This window comes from Alloalcanivorax venustensis, assembly GCF_047495515.1.
GTDB lineage: Bacteria > Pseudomonadota > Gammaproteobacteria > Pseudomonadales > Alcanivoracaceae > Alloalcanivorax > Alloalcanivorax venustensis.
This window is the reverse complement of record NZ_CP179934.1, coordinates 2800217-2819346: the sequence shown is the minus strand read 5'-3', so window position 1 is coordinate 2819346 and position 19130 is coordinate 2800217. Positions and strand designations below refer to the sequence as shown.

The 19130-nt window shown below is 65.8% G+C and carries 19 protein-coding genes and 2 tRNA genes; 17 read left to right on the top strand and 4 right to left on the bottom strand.

Features of this window, described 5'->3' with window-relative positions; genetic code table 11:
- The first annotated feature begins 28 nt into the window (after nt 1–28).
- From ACMG4O_RS13220 to ACMG4O_RS13210, 3 genes are all read left to right on the top strand, one after another.
- Nucleotides 29–802 (top strand): MBL fold metallo-hydrolase, encoded by a 774-nt coding sequence (locus tag ACMG4O_RS13220; RefSeq protein WP_142948657.1) that lies wholly within the window; start codon nt 29–31, stop codon nt 800–802.
- Between the two features lie 51 nt (nt 803–853).
- On the top strand, nt 854–1570 hold the full coding sequence (purC, locus tag ACMG4O_RS13215; RefSeq protein ID WP_142948656.1) for a phosphoribosylaminoimidazolesuccinocarboxamide synthase: 717 nt from the start codon (nt 854–856) through the stop codon (nt 1568–1570).
- A gap of 64 nt (nt 1571–1634) precedes the next feature.
- Nucleotides 1635–2807, top strand: a complete 1173-nt coding sequence (locus ACMG4O_RS13210) for a phosphoglycerate dehydrogenase (RefSeq protein ID WP_142948655.1) — start codon at nt 1635–1637, stop codon at nt 2805–2807.
- A gap of 330 nt (nt 2808–3137) precedes the next feature.
- Here ACMG4O_RS13210 and ACMG4O_RS13205 read toward each other — a convergent pair whose 3' ends face one another.
- From ACMG4O_RS13205 to ACMG4O_RS13190, 4 genes are all read right to left on the bottom strand, one after another.
- Nucleotides 3138–3299, bottom strand: coding sequence for a DUF2474 domain-containing protein (locus ACMG4O_RS13205; RefSeq protein WP_142948654.1), 162 nt, complete (start codon nt 3297–3299; stop codon nt 3138–3140).
- Between the two features lie 17 nt (nt 3300–3316).
- The gene (gene cydB / locus ACMG4O_RS13200) at nt 3317–4324 is read right to left on the bottom strand and encodes a cytochrome d ubiquinol oxidase subunit II (protein WP_142948653.1); all 1008 of its coding nucleotides are present in this window, start codon (nt 4322–4324) and stop codon (nt 3317–3319) included.
- 3 nt (nt 4325–4327) lie between these two features.
- Entirely contained in the window at nt 4328–5770 is a 1443-nt protein-coding gene (locus tag ACMG4O_RS13195) for a cytochrome ubiquinol oxidase subunit I (RefSeq protein WP_370184887.1), read from the bottom strand.
- A 112-nt stretch (nt 5771–5882) separates the two neighbouring features.
- Nucleotides 5883–6425 (bottom strand): hypothetical protein, encoded by a 543-nt coding sequence (locus tag ACMG4O_RS13190; RefSeq protein WP_142948651.1) that lies wholly within the window; start codon nt 6423–6425, stop codon nt 5883–5885.
- A gap of 187 nt (nt 6426–6612) precedes the next feature.
- Between ACMG4O_RS13190 and ACMG4O_RS13185 the strand changes: the two genes are divergently transcribed.
- The 14 genes from ACMG4O_RS13185 (at nt 6613) to ACMG4O_RS13120 (ending at nt 19090) form a co-directional block, all read left to right on the top strand.
- Complete coding sequence (locus ACMG4O_RS13185; protein ID WP_067610418.1) at nt 6613–7305, top strand: GntR family transcriptional regulator; 693 nt, start codon at nt 6613–6615, stop codon at nt 7303–7305.
- Nucleotides 7306–7368: 63 nt separating this feature from the next.
- Nucleotides 7369–7445 (top strand) — tRNA-Val (locus ACMG4O_RS13180).
- Between the two features lie 125 nt (nt 7446–7570).
- On the top strand, nt 7571–8128 hold the full coding sequence (gene infC, locus ACMG4O_RS13175) for a translation initiation factor IF-3 (protein ID WP_142948650.1): 558 nt from the start codon (nt 7571–7573) through the stop codon (nt 8126–8128).
- 50 nt (nt 8129–8178) lie between these two features.
- Nucleotides 8179–8373, top strand: coding sequence for a 50S ribosomal protein L35 (gene rpmI / locus ACMG4O_RS13170; RefSeq protein ID WP_067610414.1), 195 nt, complete (start codon nt 8179–8181; stop codon nt 8371–8373).
- Nucleotides 8374–8399: 26 nt separating this feature from the next.
- Nucleotides 8400–8759, top strand: a complete 360-nt coding sequence (gene rplT / locus ACMG4O_RS13165; RefSeq protein WP_067610411.1) for a 50S ribosomal protein L20 — start codon at nt 8400–8402, stop codon at nt 8757–8759.
- Nucleotides 8760–8897: 138 nt separating this feature from the next.
- Nucleotides 8898–9917, top strand: a complete 1020-nt coding sequence (gene pheS / locus ACMG4O_RS13160; RefSeq protein WP_142948751.1) for a phenylalanine--tRNA ligase subunit alpha — start codon at nt 8898–8900, stop codon at nt 9915–9917.
- Between the two features lie 13 nt (nt 9918–9930).
- Nucleotides 9931–12306, top strand: a complete 2376-nt coding sequence (pheT, locus tag ACMG4O_RS13155) for a phenylalanine--tRNA ligase subunit beta (RefSeq protein WP_414433924.1) — start codon at nt 9931–9933, stop codon at nt 12304–12306.
- A gap of 27 nt (nt 12307–12333) precedes the next feature.
- Entirely contained in the window at nt 12334–12633 is a 300-nt protein-coding gene (gene ihfA / locus ACMG4O_RS13150; RefSeq protein WP_142948648.1) for an integration host factor subunit alpha, read from the top strand.
- A complete protein-coding gene (locus tag ACMG4O_RS13145) occupies nt 12614–12997 on the top strand; it encodes a MerR family transcriptional regulator (RefSeq protein WP_142948647.1) in 384 nt (127 codons plus the stop codon). The genes ihfA and ACMG4O_RS13145 overlap by 20 nt, the downstream gene beginning before the upstream one ends.
- A gap of 131 nt (nt 12998–13128) precedes the next feature.
- A tRNA-Pro gene (locus tag ACMG4O_RS13140) sits at nt 13129–13205 on the top strand.
- Nucleotides 13206–13418: 213 nt separating this feature from the next.
- A complete protein-coding gene (locus tag ACMG4O_RS13135) occupies nt 13419–13904 on the top strand; it encodes a hypothetical protein (protein WP_370201608.1) in 486 nt (161 codons plus the stop codon).
- A gap of 157 nt (nt 13905–14061) precedes the next feature.
- A complete protein-coding gene (locus ACMG4O_RS13130; protein WP_414433923.1) occupies nt 14062–15267 on the top strand; it encodes an acyl-CoA dehydrogenase family protein in 1206 nt (401 codons plus the stop codon).
- A gap of 22 nt (nt 15268–15289) precedes the next feature.
- Complete coding sequence (locus tag ACMG4O_RS13125) at nt 15290–16372, top strand: acyl-CoA dehydrogenase family protein (protein ID WP_414433922.1); 1083 nt, start codon at nt 15290–15292, stop codon at nt 16370–16372.
- 81 nt (nt 16373–16453) lie between these two features.
- Nucleotides 16454–19090: an intermembrane phospholipid transport protein YdbH family protein gene (locus ACMG4O_RS13120; protein ID WP_414433921.1), complete on the top strand. Its 2637-nt coding sequence runs from the start codon at nt 16454–16456 to the stop codon at nt 19088–19090.
- Nucleotides 19091–19130 lie beyond the last annotated feature (40 nt).

Sequence of the window (19130 nt, the reverse complement as noted above, 5' to 3'; positions counted from 1 at the left end):
GGCCGGGCCGTTTAGGGGGAGAGCATTCTTGCGGCTGGCGTCCCTGGGCAGTGGCAGTAAAGGCAATGGCACCCTGGTGTGCGCCGGCGATCTGCTGGTGCTGGTGGATTGCGGTTTTTCCCTGCGTGAAACGGAACGCCGGCTGGCGGCGCTGGGGCTGAGCGCCACGGATCTGGCCGCGTTGCTGGTGACCCACGAGCACGGCGATCACGTGCGCGGCGCCGGCGCCCTGGCGCGCAAGTACAAGACCCCTCTTTACAGCACCTTCGGCACCGCTCGCGCGGTAACCGGCAAGGCCGCCGGTTTCCACGGCGCCGACTGGCGCGAAGTGCGCCCTGGCCGGACCTTCGAGCTGGCGGACATGACGGTGACGCCGGTGACCGTGCCCCACGACGCCCTGGAGCCCTGCCAGTACCGCTTCAGCTGGCGGCAACGGGAGCTGGGTGTGCTCACCGACCTGGGCTCGCTGACCCCCCATGTGGTGGACGCCTATCGCGAATGCGACGCCCTGGTGTTGGAGTGCAACCACGAGCCGGAGCTGCTCGCCGCGGGCCCCTATCCGGCGTCCCTGAAACGGCGGGTGGGTGGTAATCTGGGCCACCTGAGCAATCAGCAGGCGGCCACGCTGCTGGGCCACTGCAACGTGGACCGGCTGCAGCACCTGGTGCTGTCGCACCTGAGTGAGCAGAACAATACGCCGGACCACGCCCTGGGCTGGATCCACCAGGCGGTGGAGGCGGGCCGGGAGCGTATCCGCGTGGCCAGCCAGGAGCAGGGCTTCGGCTGGCTCGACATTCACTAAGACGCCCCGGCGGCGAGCGCGCGGGGTTCTCAAACTTAACGCAGGTAGGTCATGGAAAAGCGCGACGAACTCTACGCGGGTAAAGCCAAGTCCGTATTCACCACCGACGATCCGGAGCGGCTGGTGATCGTGTTCCGCAACGACACTTCCGCCTTCGACGGCAAGAAGAAAGAAGCGCTGGATCGCAAGGGCGCGGTGAACAACCAGTTCAACGCGGCGATCATGGAGATGCTCCACGAGGCGGGCATTCCCACCCACTTCGAAAAACTGCTCAGCGCCAACGAGTCGCTGGTCAAGAAGCTGGACATGATTCCGGTGGAGTGCGTGGTGCGCAACATCGCCGCCGGCTCCATCGTGCGCCGCCTGGGCGTCGAGGAGGGCAAGGAGCTGAATCCGCCCACCTTCGAGCTGTTCCTCAAGGACGACGCCCTGGGCGATCCGATGATCAACGAATACCATGTGCGCAGCTTCGGCTGGGCCGAGCCCGAGCACATCGAAAAAATGAAAGAGCTGACCTTCAAGGTCAACGACGTGCTCAAGAAACGCTTCCTGGACGCCAACATGCTGCTGGTGGACTACAAGTTGGAATTCGGCCTGTTCCACGGCGAGGTGGTGCTCGGTGACGAGTTCTCCCCGGACGGTTGCCGGCTGTGGGACAAGGACACCCGCGAGAAGATGGACAAGGACCGCTTCCGCCAGGACCTGGGCAACGTGATCGAAGCCTACGAGGAAGTAGGGCGCCGCCTGGGCATGACCTTCCAGCAATAACTCTGGAAATCAGGGCGGTTTACGGAGAGGCTGTGGTGATCCAGCAGCCCTTCGGAGGACCGCCATGTTCCGCATTCGCACCTACAACCAGATCGCCCTGCGCGGCCTGGAGCGTTTCCCCCGCGACCGTTTCGAGGTCGCCAGCGAATTGTCCGAACCGGACGCCCTGTTACTGCGCAGCCACCCCCTCGGCGGCGCCGACATCCCTCCGACGGTGAAAGCCGTGGCCCGCGCCGGCGCCGGCGTCAATAACATCGACGTGGCCCACTGCAGTGCGCGGGGCATTCCGGTGTTCAACACTCCCGGCGCCAACGCCAACGCGGTCAAGGAGCTGGTGGTGGCCGGCCTGCTGCTGGCCTCGCGCCACCTGCGCGAGGGGCTGGACTGGGTGGCCGGGCTGCGCGCGGACAGCGAAGCGGACCTGCACCGCCAGGTGGAAGAGGGCAAGAAGCACTTCCAGGGCCGCGAGCTGCGCGGCCGCACCCTGGGCGTGGTGGGGCTGGGCGCGATCGGTTCGCGGGTGGCGCACACCGCCCTGTCCCTGGACATGAACGTGATCGGCTATGACCCGGCGCTGAGCGTGGACGCCGCCTGGCGGCTGCCCAGCCAGGTCGCCCCCATGGCCAGCCTGGAAGCGCTGCTCGCGCGGGCGGATTACGTCACCCTGCATCTGCCGCTGCTGGACGCCACCCGGAATCTGATCGGCGCCGCCCAGCTGGCGCCCATGAAGGAAGACGCGGTGCTGCTCAACTTCGCCCGCCAGGGCATCGTCGACGACGCGGCGGTGGCCGAGGCGCTGCGCGCCGGCAAGCTGCGCGGCTTCGTCACCGATTTCCCCAGCCTGGCGCTGACCGGCGTTCCCGGCGTGCTGGCGCTGCCCCATTTGGGCGCCAGCACCGGCGAATCCGAGGAGAACTGCGCGGTGATGGCCGCCGAGGCACTCACCGACTTCCTGGAAAACGGCAACATCCGCCACTCGGTGAACTTCCCCGACCTGATTCTGGAGCCGGGCCCGGGCGTACGTCTGGCGGTGACCAACCGCAACATCCCCAAGATGCTCGGCCAGGTGCTGTCGGTGCTGGCGGACGCCGACATCAACGTGATCGACATGCTCAATAAAAGCCGCGACGAGCTGGCCTATAACCTGCTGGACCTGGAGGAAGAACCCACCGAGGCGGCGATGGCCAGAATCCGTGCCCTGGAAGGGGTGGTTAACGCCCGTCTGGTGCGTCCGTGAGCGACGCACGGCCCGTCAGCGATTTCGCACCAAAACGGCGCCAGCAGCCTGTGACAGCGCCGTGAAAGGGCATTCCGTGGCTGGGAGTTTTGCACAGCGGACGGCGATTGCTCATTTCACTTTTAGCAAGCACCCGTAACCGCTTGATTTGTGAAGGAAAGGTTTGTAACTGATTGATTTTATTGAAATTAATAATATGGATATTTTTTCGTCATTTAGGGGTCATCGGCGTGATCATGGGCCCTGGGGACAGTTCCTGACAGACTATGCACAGAGTTATCCACAGAATCTGTGAGTAACTTTTTCGTGAGGATTTTCTTACACGCCGGTTCAGTTGGTCTGCAGGCCGATGGCGTTCATGAACAAGCGCATCAACCAGGCCACCCCACCCAGCGTCAGAACACTGGCCACCCAGATCAGCACCAACCAGCCCAGCCGCTTGCGCAACGGGGCGGTGGCGCCGTCGCGGTCCCGGGTTTCACGACCTTGCATGCGGACTCCTCAACGCGTCAGTGGTAGCCGTCGCCGGGGCGCACCTTGCCCCGGAACACGTAATAGGCGAAGGCGGTGTACATCAGAATGAAGGGGATGATCAGCAACGCGCCCACCAGGGCGAAGCCCAGGCTCTGGGGCGGGGCGGCCGCTTCCCAGATGGAAATGTCCGGCGGCAGGATGTTCGGCCAGCCGCTGATCGCCAGCCCGGCGTAGCCCAGGAACATCAGCAGCAGCGCCAGCAGGAACGGCGCCACCGGCCGGCCCCGGGCCAGGGCCCGCTGCATCAGCAGGGCGGCGCCCACCACCAGCAGCGGCACCGGCGAGAACCAGACGATATTCGGAAAGCTGAACCAGCGCTCGGCGATCACCGGATCGCGCAGCGGCGTCCACAGGCTGATCACGGCGATGGCGGCGAGCAGAATCCACATCAGCGGCCGGGTCAGGTGGAACATGCGGAACTGCAGCTCGCCCTCGGTTTTCATGATCAGCCAGGTGCTGCCGAGCAGGGCGTAGGCGAACACCAGGGCGACGCCGGTGAACAGCGGGAAGGGCGCGATCCAGTCCAGCGGGCCGCCGGGGTAGGCGCCGTTCTCCACCGGCAGGCCGCTGACGTAGGCGCCCAGAACCACGCCCTGGAAAAAGGTGGCGGTGAAGGAGCCGCCGATAAAGGCCTTGTCCCAGATGTGGCGCTCGTGGTCGCGGGCCTTGAAGCGGAACTCGAACGCGATGCCGCGGAAGATCAGCCCCAGCAGCATGAAAATCAGCGGCAGATAGAGCGCCGTGAGCACCACCGAGTAGACCAGCGGGAAGGCGGCCAGCAGGCCCGCGCCGCCCAGCACCAGCCAGGTTTCGTTGCCGTCCCAGACCGGCGCCACGGTGTTCATCGCCACGTCGCGGTGGTGGCGGTCGGGAATAAAGGGATAAAGGATGCCGATGCCCAGGTCGAAGCCGTCCATCAGCACGTACATCATGACGCCGAAACCGATAATCAGCGCCCAGATAAGAGGCAGATCAATACCCATGGCTCAGCGCCCTCCGTCCGTGTCTTGATCGTCGTCCAGGTCTTCCTCCACCGCGGACAGGGGGCGCATGGCATGCCGTGGCCGCCCCGGCCCGCCGCTGGTTTCCCGGGCGCCTTCTTCCAGTTGCGGGCCCTTGCGCACCAGCCGCAGGGTGTACGCCACGCCGGCGCCGAACACGAACAGGTAGACCACCACGAACAGCGCCAGGGACACGCCCAGGGTGGTGGCGGAATGGGTGGAAACCGCGTCTTCGGTGCGCATCAGCCCGTATACCACCCAGGGCTGGCGGCCCACTTCGGTGGTGTACCAGCCGGCCAGGATGGCGATCAGCCCGGCGGGGCCCATCAGCAGCGCGAAGCGCAGGAACCAGCGGCTGTCGTAGAGCCGCCCCCGCCAGCGCTGCATCAGGCTCAGGCCGCCGAGCAGAATCATCAGCATCCCCAGGCCCACCATGATCCGGAACGACCAGAACACGATCGGCACATTGGGACGGTCCTCCGGGGCGAATTCCTTCAGCCCCGGAATGGTGCCGTCCCAGCTGTGGGTGAGGATCAGGCTGCCCAGGTGGGGCACCGACACCGCGAAACGGGTGCGCTCTTCCTCCATGTCCGGCCAGCCGAACAGGATCAGCGGCAGTCCCTCGCCGTCGGCGGCCTCCTCGCCGCCCCAGTGGCCCTCCATGGCGGCCACCTTGGCGGGCTGGTGCTCCAGGGTATTGAGCCCGTGGAAGTCGCCGATCACCGCCTGCACCGGCGCCACCAGCACCATCATCCACATCGCCATGGAGAACATCTTGCGCACCGCCGGGTTGTCGCGGCCGCGCAGCAGATGCCAGGCGGCGGAGGCGCCCACGAACAGCGCCGTGGCCAGGAACGCGGCCACCGACATATGGATCAGCCGGTAGGGGAAGGAGGGGTTGAAGATCACCGCCAGCCAGTCCACCGGCACCACCTGGCCGTTGATGATCTCGTGGCCCTGGGGCGTCTGCATCCAGCTGTTGGAGGCGAGGATCCAGAAGGTGGAAATCAGCGTGCCGATGGCCACCACCACGGTGGAAAAGAAGTGCAGCCCGGGGCCCACCCGGTTCCAGCCGAACAGCATCACGCCCAGGAAGCCGGCCTCCAGGAAGAAGGCGGTGAGCACTTCATAGGCCAGCAGCGGGCCGGTGATGCTGCCGGCGAATTCGGAGAAGAAGCTCCAGTTGGTGCCGAACTGGTACGCCATCACCAGGCCGGAGACCACCCCCATGCCGAAGTTAACGGCGAAGATCTTCACCCAGAAATGGTACAGGTCCCGGTACAGCGTGTTCTTGGTGTACAGCCAGAGCCCTTCCAGCACCGCCAGATAGCTCGCCAGGCCAATGGTGATGGCGGGGAAGATGATATGAAACGAAATCGTGAACGCGAACTGGGCACGCGCCAGGTCCAGGGCCAGGGTTTCGGTCATGGGCGAAGCTCCTGAGTGATCCGGCGGCTCCGGGCGGGGCCGCTGTCATACCCGGTATGTTGCCCCATCAGGGGCATCCGCACCAAGTGACAAAAGGTCCTACCCCGGCGAGCTACAGCCGCAGCATCGGGAACGGCCGCCACGGCTGGGTGATCAGCTGCCGGGCGCTGAGGCCCAGCAGCAGGGCGTGGAAGCCGGCGTTGGGGAAACGCCGGTTGATCTCGCGCAGGCGCTCCCGGTCGACGCCGAAACGCAGCAGGCCCAGGGAAAGGTCGATCCAGTCGGCGCGGCGGAAGGCCTCCACCAGGGTTTCGGCGGGTGCGTCGCTGCGGGTGAGTTTGTGGTGCTGGACGATCATGGCGTGGATTTCGTCGCTCCAGCTCTGCAGCCCGTGCTCGTCCAGATAGTGGCAGGCGAGCCGCGCCGAGGGCGGCAGGTAGTCGAAGGTGCCCGCCAGCCAGATACCGGCGTCGTGGAAGAAGCCGGCCAGCTCCAGTTTGCGCAGATCGTCACCGGTGAGCGTGCGCTGCGCCGCCACCAGGTTGATCACCCGGTAAACGTGGTTCCGATAGGGCGTCTGGTCCCGCCCGAAGCGCTCCGCGTACTGGTCGAACAGGCCGTCCAGTTCCGCCAGTTCGGTGATTAGCCTTTTCATTACTGCCCTTGGCGTGGTGGCCGTCCGCAATCCCTCTGTACCCTCAATTAACCAGACCGGGACAGGCTTGTCATGCCCGGGGTGGATTTTTTGCATTCGGCGCCGGCTTGGTGGTCCTGCCGGATTGTTTTATAGTCGGACAAAGTGATTTCCATCGTCTTCCATTCGCCAGCGGACGCAGGCCAACGTGACCTTTAAAGCCCGGGAAAGCCTTTCCGAACAAATCGCCGGCCATCTGGCCGCGCAGATCATTCGTGGTGACATGCTGGCCGGCGACCGCATCCAGGAACTGCGCGTGGCCGGCGAGCTGGAAGTGAGCCGCGGGTCGGTGCGCGAGGCGCTGCTGATCCTGGAGCGGCGCCACCTGATCGACATCCTGCCGCGCCGCGGCGCGGTGGTGAAGGAAATGTCGGAAAGCCAGGTGCGCGGCCTCTATGAGCTGGTCCAGGTGCTGCTGGGTCTGGTGATCCGCAAGGCGATCAAGAATGTGCGCGAGGACGACCTGGACCCGATCATCGCCCTGATCCACGAGTTGCAGGTGGCGGCCTCCGACCGGGACCTGGAGCGCTTCTTCGACCTCAGCTTCCAGTTCCTGGAGCACGCCTATCCGTTCGCCCGCAACGGCTTCGTCGAGGACGTGCTCACCGACCTGCACCCGGCCCTGCAGCGCACCTATTTCATGGCGCTGCACCTGGATAACGACGAGATGAAAGAGTGCCTGTCGTTCTTCAAGGCGCTGGTGGAGACCATCTTCCGCCGCGACGTGCGCTCGGCCCTGGAGATCATCCGCGAATTCGCCGAGCACCAGTCCGAGCTGGTACAGGAATCCATTACCCGGGCCCGCCAGATCGAAGCGGCCTGGGGTGGCCGCCGTAAATAGCCCCCACAGGCCGATAAGGGCTTGCCAGCGGCGTCCTGGCTGCCTAGAATTGCGCCCCTCTGCAGAACCGTAGCTCAGTTGGTTAGAGCGCTGCCTTGACATGGCAGAGGTCGGCGGTTCGAATCCGCCCGGTTCTACCAGTTTCGAGCCGCTCTTGAATTCAGCGCTTGGCCACCCCAGGTTTACGCAGACCCGGGGGTCGCCTAGAATGACCCGCTATATTCAAGAGCCGCTGAGGTGATGGCGGCCTCGTTCGATTAACCAGTTGGAGGTTCACGACATTAAGCGTGGAGGCAAAGGCCGCGAGCAGCGAGCCAGAATTAATCAGCAAATCCAGGCGACTCAGGTTCGACTGATCGACGTCGATGGCGAGCAGGTAGGCATCGTTCCCTTAGAGGAGGCCATCGAGCAGGCCAGCGGCAAGCAACTGGATCTGGTGGAAATCTCCCCTGATGCGGAACCGCCTGTTTGCCGAATCATGGATTACGGCAAGCATCTGTTCGAACAAAAGCAGAAAGCCAAGGAGTCGCGCAAGAAGACGCGTCAGACTCAGCTTAAGGAAATCAAATTCCGTCCCGGCACCGACTCCGGCGACTATGAGGTGAAATTGCGTAACCTCAAGCGCTTCCTCGAGGCCGGCGACAAGACCAAGGTCACCGTGCGTTTCCGCGGTCGCGAAATGGCTCACCAGGAGCTGGGTCGCGAACTGCTGGAGCGGGTGGAGGCCGATCTCGCGGAACACGGTTCCGTCGAGCAACGCCCGAACATGGAAGGGCGCCAGATGATCATGGTGCTCAGCCCGGGCAGCAAGAAGAAAAAGTAACCGGAACCCCGGTTGCTTTTGTTTTATTCACACAACTTGAGACAGGTACCATGCCAAAGATCAAGACGAACCGCGGGGCCGCAAAGCGTTTTAAAAAAACCGCCTCCGGTTTCAAGCGTAAGCAGGCATTCAAAAACCACATCCTGACGAAGAAGTCCGCCAAGACGATTCGTCATCTGCGCCCCAAGACCCAGGTACACGAGTCCGATGTGCCCCTGGTCAAGCGCATGATGCCCTACAGCTAAATCACCGGTTTTTGGAGGTCTGAACAATGGCTCGAGTTAAGCGTGGTGTGCAGGCGCGTCGCCGGCACAAGAAGATTCTCAAGCAAGCAAAAGGTTATTACGGGGCGCGCAGCCGCGTCTTCCGCGTGGCGGTACAGGCGGTCACCAAGGCCGGCCAGTACGCTTACCGTGACCGCAAGGTCCGCAAGCGTCAGTTCCGTCGTCTGTGGATCGTGCGGATCAACGCCGCCGCCCGCGTCAACGGCATGTCCTACAGCCGTATGATCGACGGCCTCAAGAAGGCGTCCATCGAGATCGACCGTAAAGTGCTGGCGGACCTGGCGGTTCGCGATCAGGCAGCGTTTGGTGCTTTGGCCGAGAAAGCCAAAGCGAGTCTCGCCGCCTGAGCTGACTGTCGGTTAGCCTACACGACAGCACTCCGAAACGGGGGAAGAGCTCGCGCTCTTCCCCTTTTTCGTTTTGGGAGCCCCGACTGGCGCTCCCGAAGCAAGGCATAGATAACACGGGAACGGGTAAATCGTATGATGGAGAACCTGGAAAGCCTGGTGGAGGCGGCGCTGGCGGAAGTGGCCGGGGCCGGTGACGCGCGCGCGCTGGACGACGTGCGGGTGCGTTACCTGGGTAAGAAGGGGGAGATCAGCGCGCTGCTCAAGAGCCTGGGCGGGCTGAGCGCGGAAGAGCGGCCCAAGGCCGGCGCGCTGATCAACGAAGCCAAGCAGCGCGTTCAGGCGGCCATCGACGAGCGCCGCCAAACGCTCGAGGAAGCGGCCCTGAACGAGCAGCTGAGCGCCGAGACCCTGGACGTGACCCTGCCCGGCCGCGGCGAACAGCCCGGGGCGCTGCATCCGGTCACGCGCATGCGCCGGCGCATGGAAGACTTCTTCCTGCGCCTGGGCTTCGACATCGCCGAGGGCCCGGAGGTGGAAGACGACTTCCACAACTTCGAGGCGCTCAACATTCCCGCCCACCACCCGGCCCGGGCCATGCACGACACCTTCTATTTCGGTGACGGCCGCCTGCTGCGCACCCACACCTCGCCGGTGCAGGTGCGGGTGATGCAGAAGGGCGAGCCGCCGTTCCGGATCATCGCCCCCGGGCGGGTGTACCGCTGCGATTCGGATCTCACCCACACGCCCATGTTCCACCAGGTGGAAGGGCTGCTGGTGGACGAGAACATCACCTTCGCGGACCTGAAAGGCACCGTGGCGGCGTTTCTCAAGTTCGTGTTCGAGGTGGACGACCTGCCGGTGCGCTTCCGGCCCAGCTACTTCCCGTTCACCGAGCCCAGCGCCGAGGTGGACGTGGGCTGCATGACCTGCGGCGGTGAGGGCTGCCGGGTGTGCTCGCACAGCGGCTGGCTGGAAATCATGGGCTGCGGCATGGTCCATCCCAAGGTGCTGGAGCACGGCGGCGTGGACGCCACCCGCTACAGCGGCTTCGCCTTCGGCATGGGCGTGGAACGCCTTGCCATGCTGCGCTACGGCGTCAACGATCTGCGTCTGTTCTTCGAAAACGACGCGCGCTTTTTGTCGCAATTCGCCTAGGGGATTATAAAGAATGCGTTTCAATGAAGCCTGGTTGCGGGAATGGGTCAACCCGGACATCGATAGCGACACCCTGGCCCACCAACTGACCATGGCCGGCCTGGAAGTGGACGCCGTGGAACCGGCGGCGGCGCCGTTCACCGGCGTGGTGGTGGGGCAAATCGTAAGCTGCCAGCCGCACCCGGACGCCGACAAGCTGCGCGTCTGTGAAGTCAGCGACGGCGAGAGCTCCTTCCCGGTGGTGTGCGGCGCCCCCAACGCCCGCGAAGGTCTGAAAGCGCCGTTCGCCCGGGTCGGCGCCTTGCTGCCCGGCGACCTCAAGATCAAGAAAGCCAAGCTGCGCGGCGAGCCCTCCGAGGGCATGCTGTGCGGCGGCTCCGAGCTGGGTCTCGAAGACCGCATCGACGGCCTGCTGGAACTGCCGGAAGACGCCCCCGTGGGCACGGATATCCGTGACTACCTGTCGCTGAACGACACCGTCATCGAAGTGGACCTGACCCCCAACCGGGCCGACTGCCTGAGCCTGCGCGGCATCGCCCGGGAAGTGGGCGTGCTCAACCGCACCCCGCTCAATGAGCCCGCCATCGAGCCGGTGCCCGCCACCCTGGACGACCGCTTCCCGGTGACCCTGGACGACAGCGACGGCTGCCCGCGCTACCTGGGCCGGGTGATCCGTGGCATCAACGCCGCCGCCGAGACGCCGCTGTGGATGGTGGAGCGCCTGCGCCGCGCCGGCGTGCGCGCCATCGACCCGATCGTCGACGTGACCAACTATGTGCTGCTGGAGCTGGGTCAGCCGCTGCACGCCTTCGACCTGGCCAAACTGACCGGCGGCATCCGCGTGCGCCGCGCCCAGGCCGGCGAGACCCTGCAGAGCCTGGACGACCAGACCCTGGAGCTGAACGACGACACCCTGCTGATCGCCGACGACAACGGCCCCCTGGCCCTGGCCGGCATCATGGGCGGCCGTCCCAGTGCGGTGTCCGAAACCACCCGCGATCTGTTCCTGGAGTGCGCCTTCTTCAGCCCGCTGGCCATCGCCGGCCGGGCGCGCCGCTACGGCCTGCACACCGACGCCTCGCACCGCTATGAGCGCGGCGTCGACCCGGCCCTGCAACAACGCGCCCTGGAGCGCGCCACCGCGCTGATCCTGGAGATCGCCGGCGGCGAAGCCGGCCCGCTGGACGAAACCCTGGCCGAGGACAAGCTGCCCGAACCCGCCACCATCGAGCTGAGCGCCGAGCGCGTGGCCCGCCTGCTGGGCGCGCCCCTGGACGAGGCCAACATCGTCGATATTCTCGAGCGCCTGGGCATGACGGTCACCGAAACCGGCGCCGGCCAATGGTCGGTGAGCGCCCCCAGCTGGCGCTTCGACATGGCGATCCAGGAAGACCTGATCGAGGAACTGGCCCGCGTGCACGGCTACGAGAATCTGCCCAGCCGCGTGCCCGCCGGCACCCCCGCCGGCGACCCCGCCCCGGAGAAAGAGCTGCCGCTGCGCCGCCTGGGCGACACCCTGCGCGACCGCGGCTATATGGAAGCCATCACCTACAGCTTCGTGGCCCCGGAACTGCAGGCCAAGGTGGACCCGGACCACGCGCCGCTGGCGCTGCTCAACCCGATCTCCGCCGACCTGGGCGTGATGCGCACCGGCCTGATCGCCGGCCTGCTGAGCGCCGCCGAGCGCAACGTCAACCGCCAGTGCAGCCGCCTGCGCCTGTTCGAGACCGGCCTGCGCTTCGTGCCCGGCCCGGACGGCCTGGCCCAGGAACCCATGGTCGCTGGCCTGCTCTACGGCAGCGCCCAGCCCGCCCACTGGGAGGGCAAGCCGCGCCCGGTGGACTTCTACGACCTGAAAGGGGACGTGGAAGCGCTGCTGGCCCTGTCACAACCGGACGCCTTCGCGTTCCGGCCGGGCAGCCACCCGGCGCTGCACCCCGGGCAGTGCGCCGAAGTCACCCGTGACGGCCGCACCGTGGGCCACCTGGGCCGCCTGCACCCGCGCCTGGCCGCGCAGCTCGACCTGCCCAAGGGCCTGTACCTGTTCGAACTGGCCCTGGAGCCCCTGCGTCTCGGCCGTCTGCCGCACTTCGAACCGGTCTCCGACCAGCCCCGCGTGCAGCGCGACCTGGCCTTCGTGGTCGACGCCGACGTGCCGGCCGGCGAGATGGTCGCCGCCGCCCACCAGGCCTGCGACGACCGCCTGCGTCAGGTGCATATTTTCGACCTCTACCAGGGCGACAACATCGAGGCCGGACGCAAAAGCCTGGCGCTGACCTTGACCTTCCAGGATCCTTCGCGCACTCTTAAGGACGCCCAGGTCAACGACCTGGTGGAAGCGGTAGTATCTCAGTTAAAACAACAGTTTAAGGCGACCCTCAGGGACTGAAGAAGGGCCTGGATTGAGGCATTTCCAATGGCGTTGACCAAAGCAGATATGGCCGACCGGCTGTTCGAGGAGCTCGGTCTCAACAAGCGCGAAGCCAAGGAACTGGTGGAGATGTTCTTCGAGCAGATTCGAGACTCACTGGCCGACAACCGGCCGGTGAAGCTCTCCGGATTCGGCAACTTCGACCTGCGTGACAAAAGCGAGCGTCCCGGCCGGAACCCGAAAACCGGGGAAGAGATCCCGATCTCCGCGCGCCGCGTAGTCACCTTCCGTCCCGGGCAAAAACTGAAACAGCGGGTGGAAGACTATGCTCGAACCCAGTCATAACGACGAACTGCCGGCGATCCCCGGCAAGCGCTACTTCACCATCGGTGAGGTCAGCGAGCTGTGCGACGTCAAACCGCACGTGCTGCGCTACTGGGAGCAGGAATTCCCCCAGCTCAAACCGGTAAAGCGGCGCGGCAACCGCCGTTATTACCAGCGCCAGGACGTGCTCACCATCCGCCAGATCCGCAGCCTGCTCTACGAGCAGGGCTTCACCATCGGCGGCGCCCGTCAGCAGCTCTCCGGCGACGCCAACGCCGAGCAGTCCACCCGCTACCACCAGATGATCAAGCAGATGATCGTCGAACTGGAGGATGTGCTGGACGTGCTCAACGCGGACCGCATCAACAGCGTGCGCCATCCCTGAACGCCGTCTGCTCAAAGCCTGAGCATCCGCGCCGACCGGCGCGGATTCCGGGTTCCATCCGACCGGGGAATCCGTTATGATTCCCGCCGCTTCGCCGCACTGAACCTTCCCCTGGCGGAGCAGCACAATTTCGGGGCGTAGCGCAGCCTGGTAGCGCACTTGCATGGGGTGCAAGGGGTCGAAGGTTCGAATCCTTCCGTCCCGACCAAATAAAACGAAGAGGGTCAGTCGCCTGCGGGCGGCTGGCCCTTTTTCGTTTTACGCGCCTGGTGAGTCCCGTTCCATTCACGACGCAAGGCAGCCTGCTATACTCCTAGAAAATAAATAAGCAGAAGAAGATTTTATGCTCAGGTACCTCGTGCTCTCTTTTTTGGTTTGTTTAGCGGGTTGTAGTACACACTATTCCATTGAAGCTAAGCCCATGCCCTCATCAACCCCGGTGTTTGAACCGGTATCGGTGTTTATCGATGATGGCACTCAAGGCAGCGGCAATGCGTATCCTTATGATCATGAGATGTTCAATGATTTAAAGGCGTCTGGCCTGTTCAGTGCTATGGCGGGGCTCGGCACCGACAATCAGCTAATCATCAAACTGCAAGATGAGAACCACCATTCGACCTTTCCGGCGCTTATTTCGTCCGCCACGCTATTTATATTGCCCATCAAGACAGACAAGGACATTACCTTGCTGGCACAGGCCAGACGAAATGGCGCCACTGTGGCGGTGTATCATTACACGATGAACTTAAACAGTTTTGGCCCGCCCATTCTCGATCTCAGTTTAAAGTCCTACCGTCGCGCCATTGCCATTCTTCTCTCGCATCTCAAGGCCGATCTTGCCCGTCAACCACCTTTTCCGGTGTTACGGTCGGTGGATTGTTGCCAGGACGAGCAAGTGGAAATCTAGCCGGCGGGGGCGTAGCACACCCAGCCCCGAATATTGAGTCCAGGTCGCCTATTAATGCTGTCCTGACTGCTTTCTTCAATAGTGTGATGCTCACGGTCACTGCCATGAGAACCGGGCGGTTCTATGCTGTCGGACGTTATCGCAAGCGGGGTGAACCATGGATTTACGAGTACCCGAGCAGGAGCGGCATTTCCGCGAGGAAGTGCGTGCGTTCCTGGATGAAGCGCTGACTCCTGAGATTCTGGAGGCGGGGCGCAAGACCACCTCGGTGTTCGCGCCGGTGAAGGAGGCGATGGCCTGGCAGCGTCTTCTGCATGCAAAGGGCTGGGCGGCGCCGCACTGGCCGAAAGAGTATGGCGGCACAGGCTGGAGTGTCGGCCAGCGCGCGGTGTTCGCCGAGGAGCTGGTGCGCGCCGAGGCGCCCCCGCTGATTCCCATGGGCTTGCAGATGTGCGGGCCCTGTCTGATCGGCTTCGGCACCGAGGAGCAGAAGGCGCATTATTTGCCGCGTATTCTTTCCGGCGAGGATATCTGGTGCCAGGGCTATTCCGAGCCCGGCGCCGGTTCCGATCTGGCGTCGCTGAAGACCTTCGCGGAGAGCGACGGCGACGACTATGTGATCAACGGCACCAAGATCTGGACCACCTACGCCCACCACGCCAACCGCATGTTCCTGCTGGTGCGCACCCGCCGCGACGGCAAGCCCCAGGCGGGCATCACCTTCCTGCTGCTGGATATGAACACCCCGGGGATCACCGTGGAGCCCATCGTCGGCCTCGATGAAGTGCCGGAGCAGTGCCAGGTGTTCTTCGACAACGTGCGGGTGCCCAAGCGCAACCGGGTGGGCGAGGAGAACGACGGCTGGACGGTGGCCAAGTACCTGCTCACCTTCGAGCGCGGCGGCCAGGACTATGCGCCGGCGCTGGGCGTGCAGTTGCAGCGGCTGAAGCAGATCGCCGCGCGGCAGACCACCGCCGGCGGCGGCAGCCTGCGCGAGGATCCGGTGTGGGCGCACAAGGTGGCCGCCTGCGAAAGCGAGGTGCTGGCGCTGTCGTTTACGGAAAAGCGCATCAAGTCGGCGCTCTCCGCGGGCAAGGACCCGGGCGCGCTGTCGTCGATGACCAAGATCCTCGGCACCGAGCTGCAGCAGCGGGTCACCGAGCTGGGTATCGAGACGCTGGGCAGCCAGGCGCTGGTCTGGCAGCCGCAGGCGCTGGTGCCCGCCGGTGACGAGGCGCCGCTGGGCCCGGAGTACGCGCTCACCGCCATGGCGTCCTATCTCAATGCGCGGGCCTGCTCCATTTACGGCGGGTCCAACGAGGTGCAGCGGGGCATTATCGCCAAGGCGGTACTGGGCCTGTGACGGCGACGAAAGGAGAACGAGGATGAATTTTTCGCTGAGCGATGAGCAGCAAATGCTGGCCGACAGCGCGCGCCGTTTTGTGCAGGGCGGGTATCAGGCGGAAACCCTCTGGCATCAGTTCGCCGAACTGGGATGGCTGGCGCTGCCGTTCGACGAGGACGACGGCGGCCTGGGCGCCGGCCTGGTGGAAACCATGGTCCTGTTGGAAGAACTGGGTTGCGGCGGGGTGACCACGCCTTACCTGGCCACGGTGGTGTTGGGCGGCGGCATCCTGCGCCGCGCCGACGCGGCCTGCCGTGCCCGCTATCTGCCGGACCTGATGGCGGGCGACCTGCAGTTGGCGTTGGCGGTGGACGAACAGGAGCGTGTGTTCGCGCCGGAGAACACCGCGCTGCAAGCCCGCGAGGAGGGCGGCGGCTTCGTTTTGAACGGTCGCAAGACCGTGGTGCTTAACGGCGATCAGGCGGACCGTATTCTGGTGCTGGCACGCACCGGCGGCGAGCCCGGCGATCAGCGCGGCCTGTCGCTGTTCCTGCTCGACCCGCACAGCCCGGGCGTGACGCTGACACCGCACCGTCTGGTGGACGGCCACCGGGCGGCCCGGCTGCAGCTCGATGGGGTCCGGTTGTCCGCCGACGCATTGATCTTCGAGAAAGACGCCGCCTTCGAACCGGTCCGCCAGGTATTGGACGAAGCCATTCTCGCCCTGGGGGCGGAAGCCGTGGGCGCGCTCTCCGTGCTGCTGGACGACACCGTGGAATACAGCAAAACCCGCAAGCAGTTCGGCGTGCCGATCGGCAGCTTCCAGGTGCTGCAGCACCGCATGGCGGACATGTTCATGGCCCTGGAGCAGACCCGCTCGCTGCTGTTGGCCGCCACCCTGAAGACGCTGGAAGGCCACGACGACGCCCGTCAGGCGGTGCACGCGCTGAAGGCCCGCATCGGTGGCGCCGGCCGGCACATCGCCCAGGAAGCGGTGCAGCTGCACGGCGGCATGGGCATGACCGACGAGCTGGCGGTGGGGCGTTACTTTAAGCGCATCACCGCCATGGACGGCCTGTTCGGTGGCGCCGACCAGCATCTGGCCGCGTTCGCCCGCGGTTGAGTCGCAAAGGCCTGTATTTCCGAGCGTGAAACCGCCATCCTTTCCCTTTACTGCTGACCAGGGAAAAAGGTCGAATTGTTGATGGCGAAACGGTTTCCCGGCAAGCGGCTGATCTGGCTGCTGCCGCTTGTGATCGCGGCGGGCCTGTTGCTGGCCGTGCTGGTCGCCGCCCTGGCGATACGGCTGGCCGGCTGGCACTGGCAGGGCCCGGGCTGGCGCGACGGCCTGACCCTGGACGCGGTCTGGCAAGAAACAGACGGTTGCCGGCCCTTGGAAGCCCGCGGCGTGCGCTTGTCGGCGCTGCGCCCGCTCACCCTGGGCATCGACACCCTGGGCATTCACGCCTGCCCCGACGACGCCGATACGGCGTCGGACGGCCTCACCGACATCCCTTCCTTACCGGCCCTGGAGGTCACCGTGTGGGCGGTGCAGTACCGCGATCTGCCACCGGTGATGGTCAACCTGTCTCAGCGCGACGGCGCCTGGCGGGCGCGGGCCGAATTCCGCGACAGCCGGCTTCGCGCCGAGTACCGCCGCGGCAGCGGCCGCTGGCGGCTGGACGGCACCCTGCAAGGCGGCCATCTGGACCAGCGCCTCGCCGGCGAGGTGCGGGTCCAGGGCGACGGCCTGTGGTTGCCCGGGGACTGGACCGACCCGGAACACTTCACCGGTGAGCTGGTGCTGCTGGGCCGGGACCTGGGTCTGGAAACCCCCGGGCCGCGCGGCAACGTCACCGTGCGCGGCCAATGGCGGGGCGACGCCTGGCGGCTGCGCGCCGGCCTGGACGAGCCGCTGGCGGTGGGCGCCGGCTGGGTGGTGAGCCCCGGCGAGGACCTGCAGGCCCGTGGCGAAGGCGCGGCGCTGGTGCGGGCGGACGGCCGCCTGGTGGCCAACGGCCCCCAGGGGCGGGCGGCCCTGTCGTTGAGCAGCGACGCGGCGCGGCTGGGCGAAGGGCAGGGCAGCCTGTCGCTCAGCGAGGGCCTTGGCGGCGAGGTGGCCTTCCGTTGGCGCGACGGTGAGGTCACAGTGTCACCGTTCCAGGTCGGCGGGCTGGCCGAGGACCTGACGGTGCGCCTGCGCGAGCCGGTCACCGCGCCGCTGGCGATGCAGGGCCAGGCCAGCCTGCCGCTGTCGCTGGTCTGGCGGGAGCTCACTCTGGAAACCACGGAAAGCGGCCTCGCCTGGCGGCCCAATGATCTGCAGTGGCGCGGCGCCGTCACCGTGGACGGGCGCTGGCAGGGCTACCGGGTGAGCGGCGGCTGGTCCGGCGACGCCGGCCCCACCGGGGTGCGTGGCGAGCCGGCCCGGCTGCGCCTCCAATCCACCGATCTGGACGTGACGGCGCGCTTGCCGGTGGACGGCCTGCGCCCGCCACAGTGGCCGTTCCAGGCCAGCGTGGAGGGCCGCTACCAGAGCGTGCCGTTCCGGGGCCAACTGAGCGGCGCGCTCGACGAGGGCGTCTGGTCGGGCCGGATCCAGGCCAGCGGCGAACACTTCTACAGCCTGGTGCCGACGCTCGGCCAGGGCGGGCCGGTCACCGCCGAGGGCCGCTGGCGCTGGGATGACAGCCTGAGCTTGCTGGCCGGTAGTCGGCTGTCCGTGGGCGGTACGGTGAGCGGCACGCGTCTGGTCAAACCGCTTACGCTGCGCGTCAGTGAGCCGCTGGTGATCGGCGAGGGCGGGCCCACCGGCGCCCTGGAAGTGCGCGCCGAAGGCCTGGTGGCGGAGCGCTGGACCCTGCCGCCGGTGACCGGCAGTGCCCGACTTAACGGCGCCGCCTTCCAGGCGGACCTCTCGGTGGACCAGTGGGGCACCCGGCTGTCCATGCGCGGCCGCCAGGGCGGCACCGGGCTGAGCGGCACGCTGCAGGGCCGCTCGCCGCTGGTGCCGGCGATGAGCCGCGGGCTGCCGCTGACCACCCGCGCCGGCGACCTGGTGATGGACGGTCGCTGGCAGTGGCGCGAAGCCTTCCAGGTCGACGGCACCCTGCGCGGCGAAGGGCTGTCACTGGATTGGGGCAGCATCCAGGCGCGTGGCCTGGACGCGGATCTGGCGCTGGACTGGCGCCAGGGGCAGGCGCCGCGCATCCGCAGCCGTGAGCCGCTGACCCTGGCCAACCTGGACGTGGGCGTGCCGGTCACCGAGGTGCGCATGGGCGTGGGCACCGATCTGCAGCAGTGGCGTTTTGAAAAAATCAGCGCGCAACTGCTGGGTGGCGAAGTGCGCGCCCCCGGATTGCGCTGGCCGTCGTCGGAGTGGCAGCCGGCGGTGCTGACCGGCATCGAGCTGAATCAGCTGGCGGCGTTGCAGAACGAGGCGGTGGTCAGCCTCACCGGCGAGGTGGGTGGCTATATTCCGCTGCGCCTGGCCGCCGACAGCGTGGCGGTGCGCGACGGCCGGCTGGCCAACGAGACACCGCTGTCGCTGGCGTTGTTGCCGGCGGCGGGCACCCAGGCGATGGCGGAATCCAACCGGGCGGTATCGATCGCTCTGGAGGCGCTCAACCCGCTGCGCGTGGAGCGTTTCAGCGCGGAAGTGGATATGGCCGACGACGGCTGGCTGGACGCCGCCGTGCACATTCGCGGCACCAATCCGCAACGAAACGGGCTGCCGGTGGTCTTTAATTACACCCACAAGGAAAATGTGCTAGAGCTATTACGCAGTTTACGCATCGGTGAACGAATCACCGACAGAGTGATGACGGAGACCAGACCATGACAGACCGGATCAACGGACACCGGAGCGCGGGCCTGCTGGC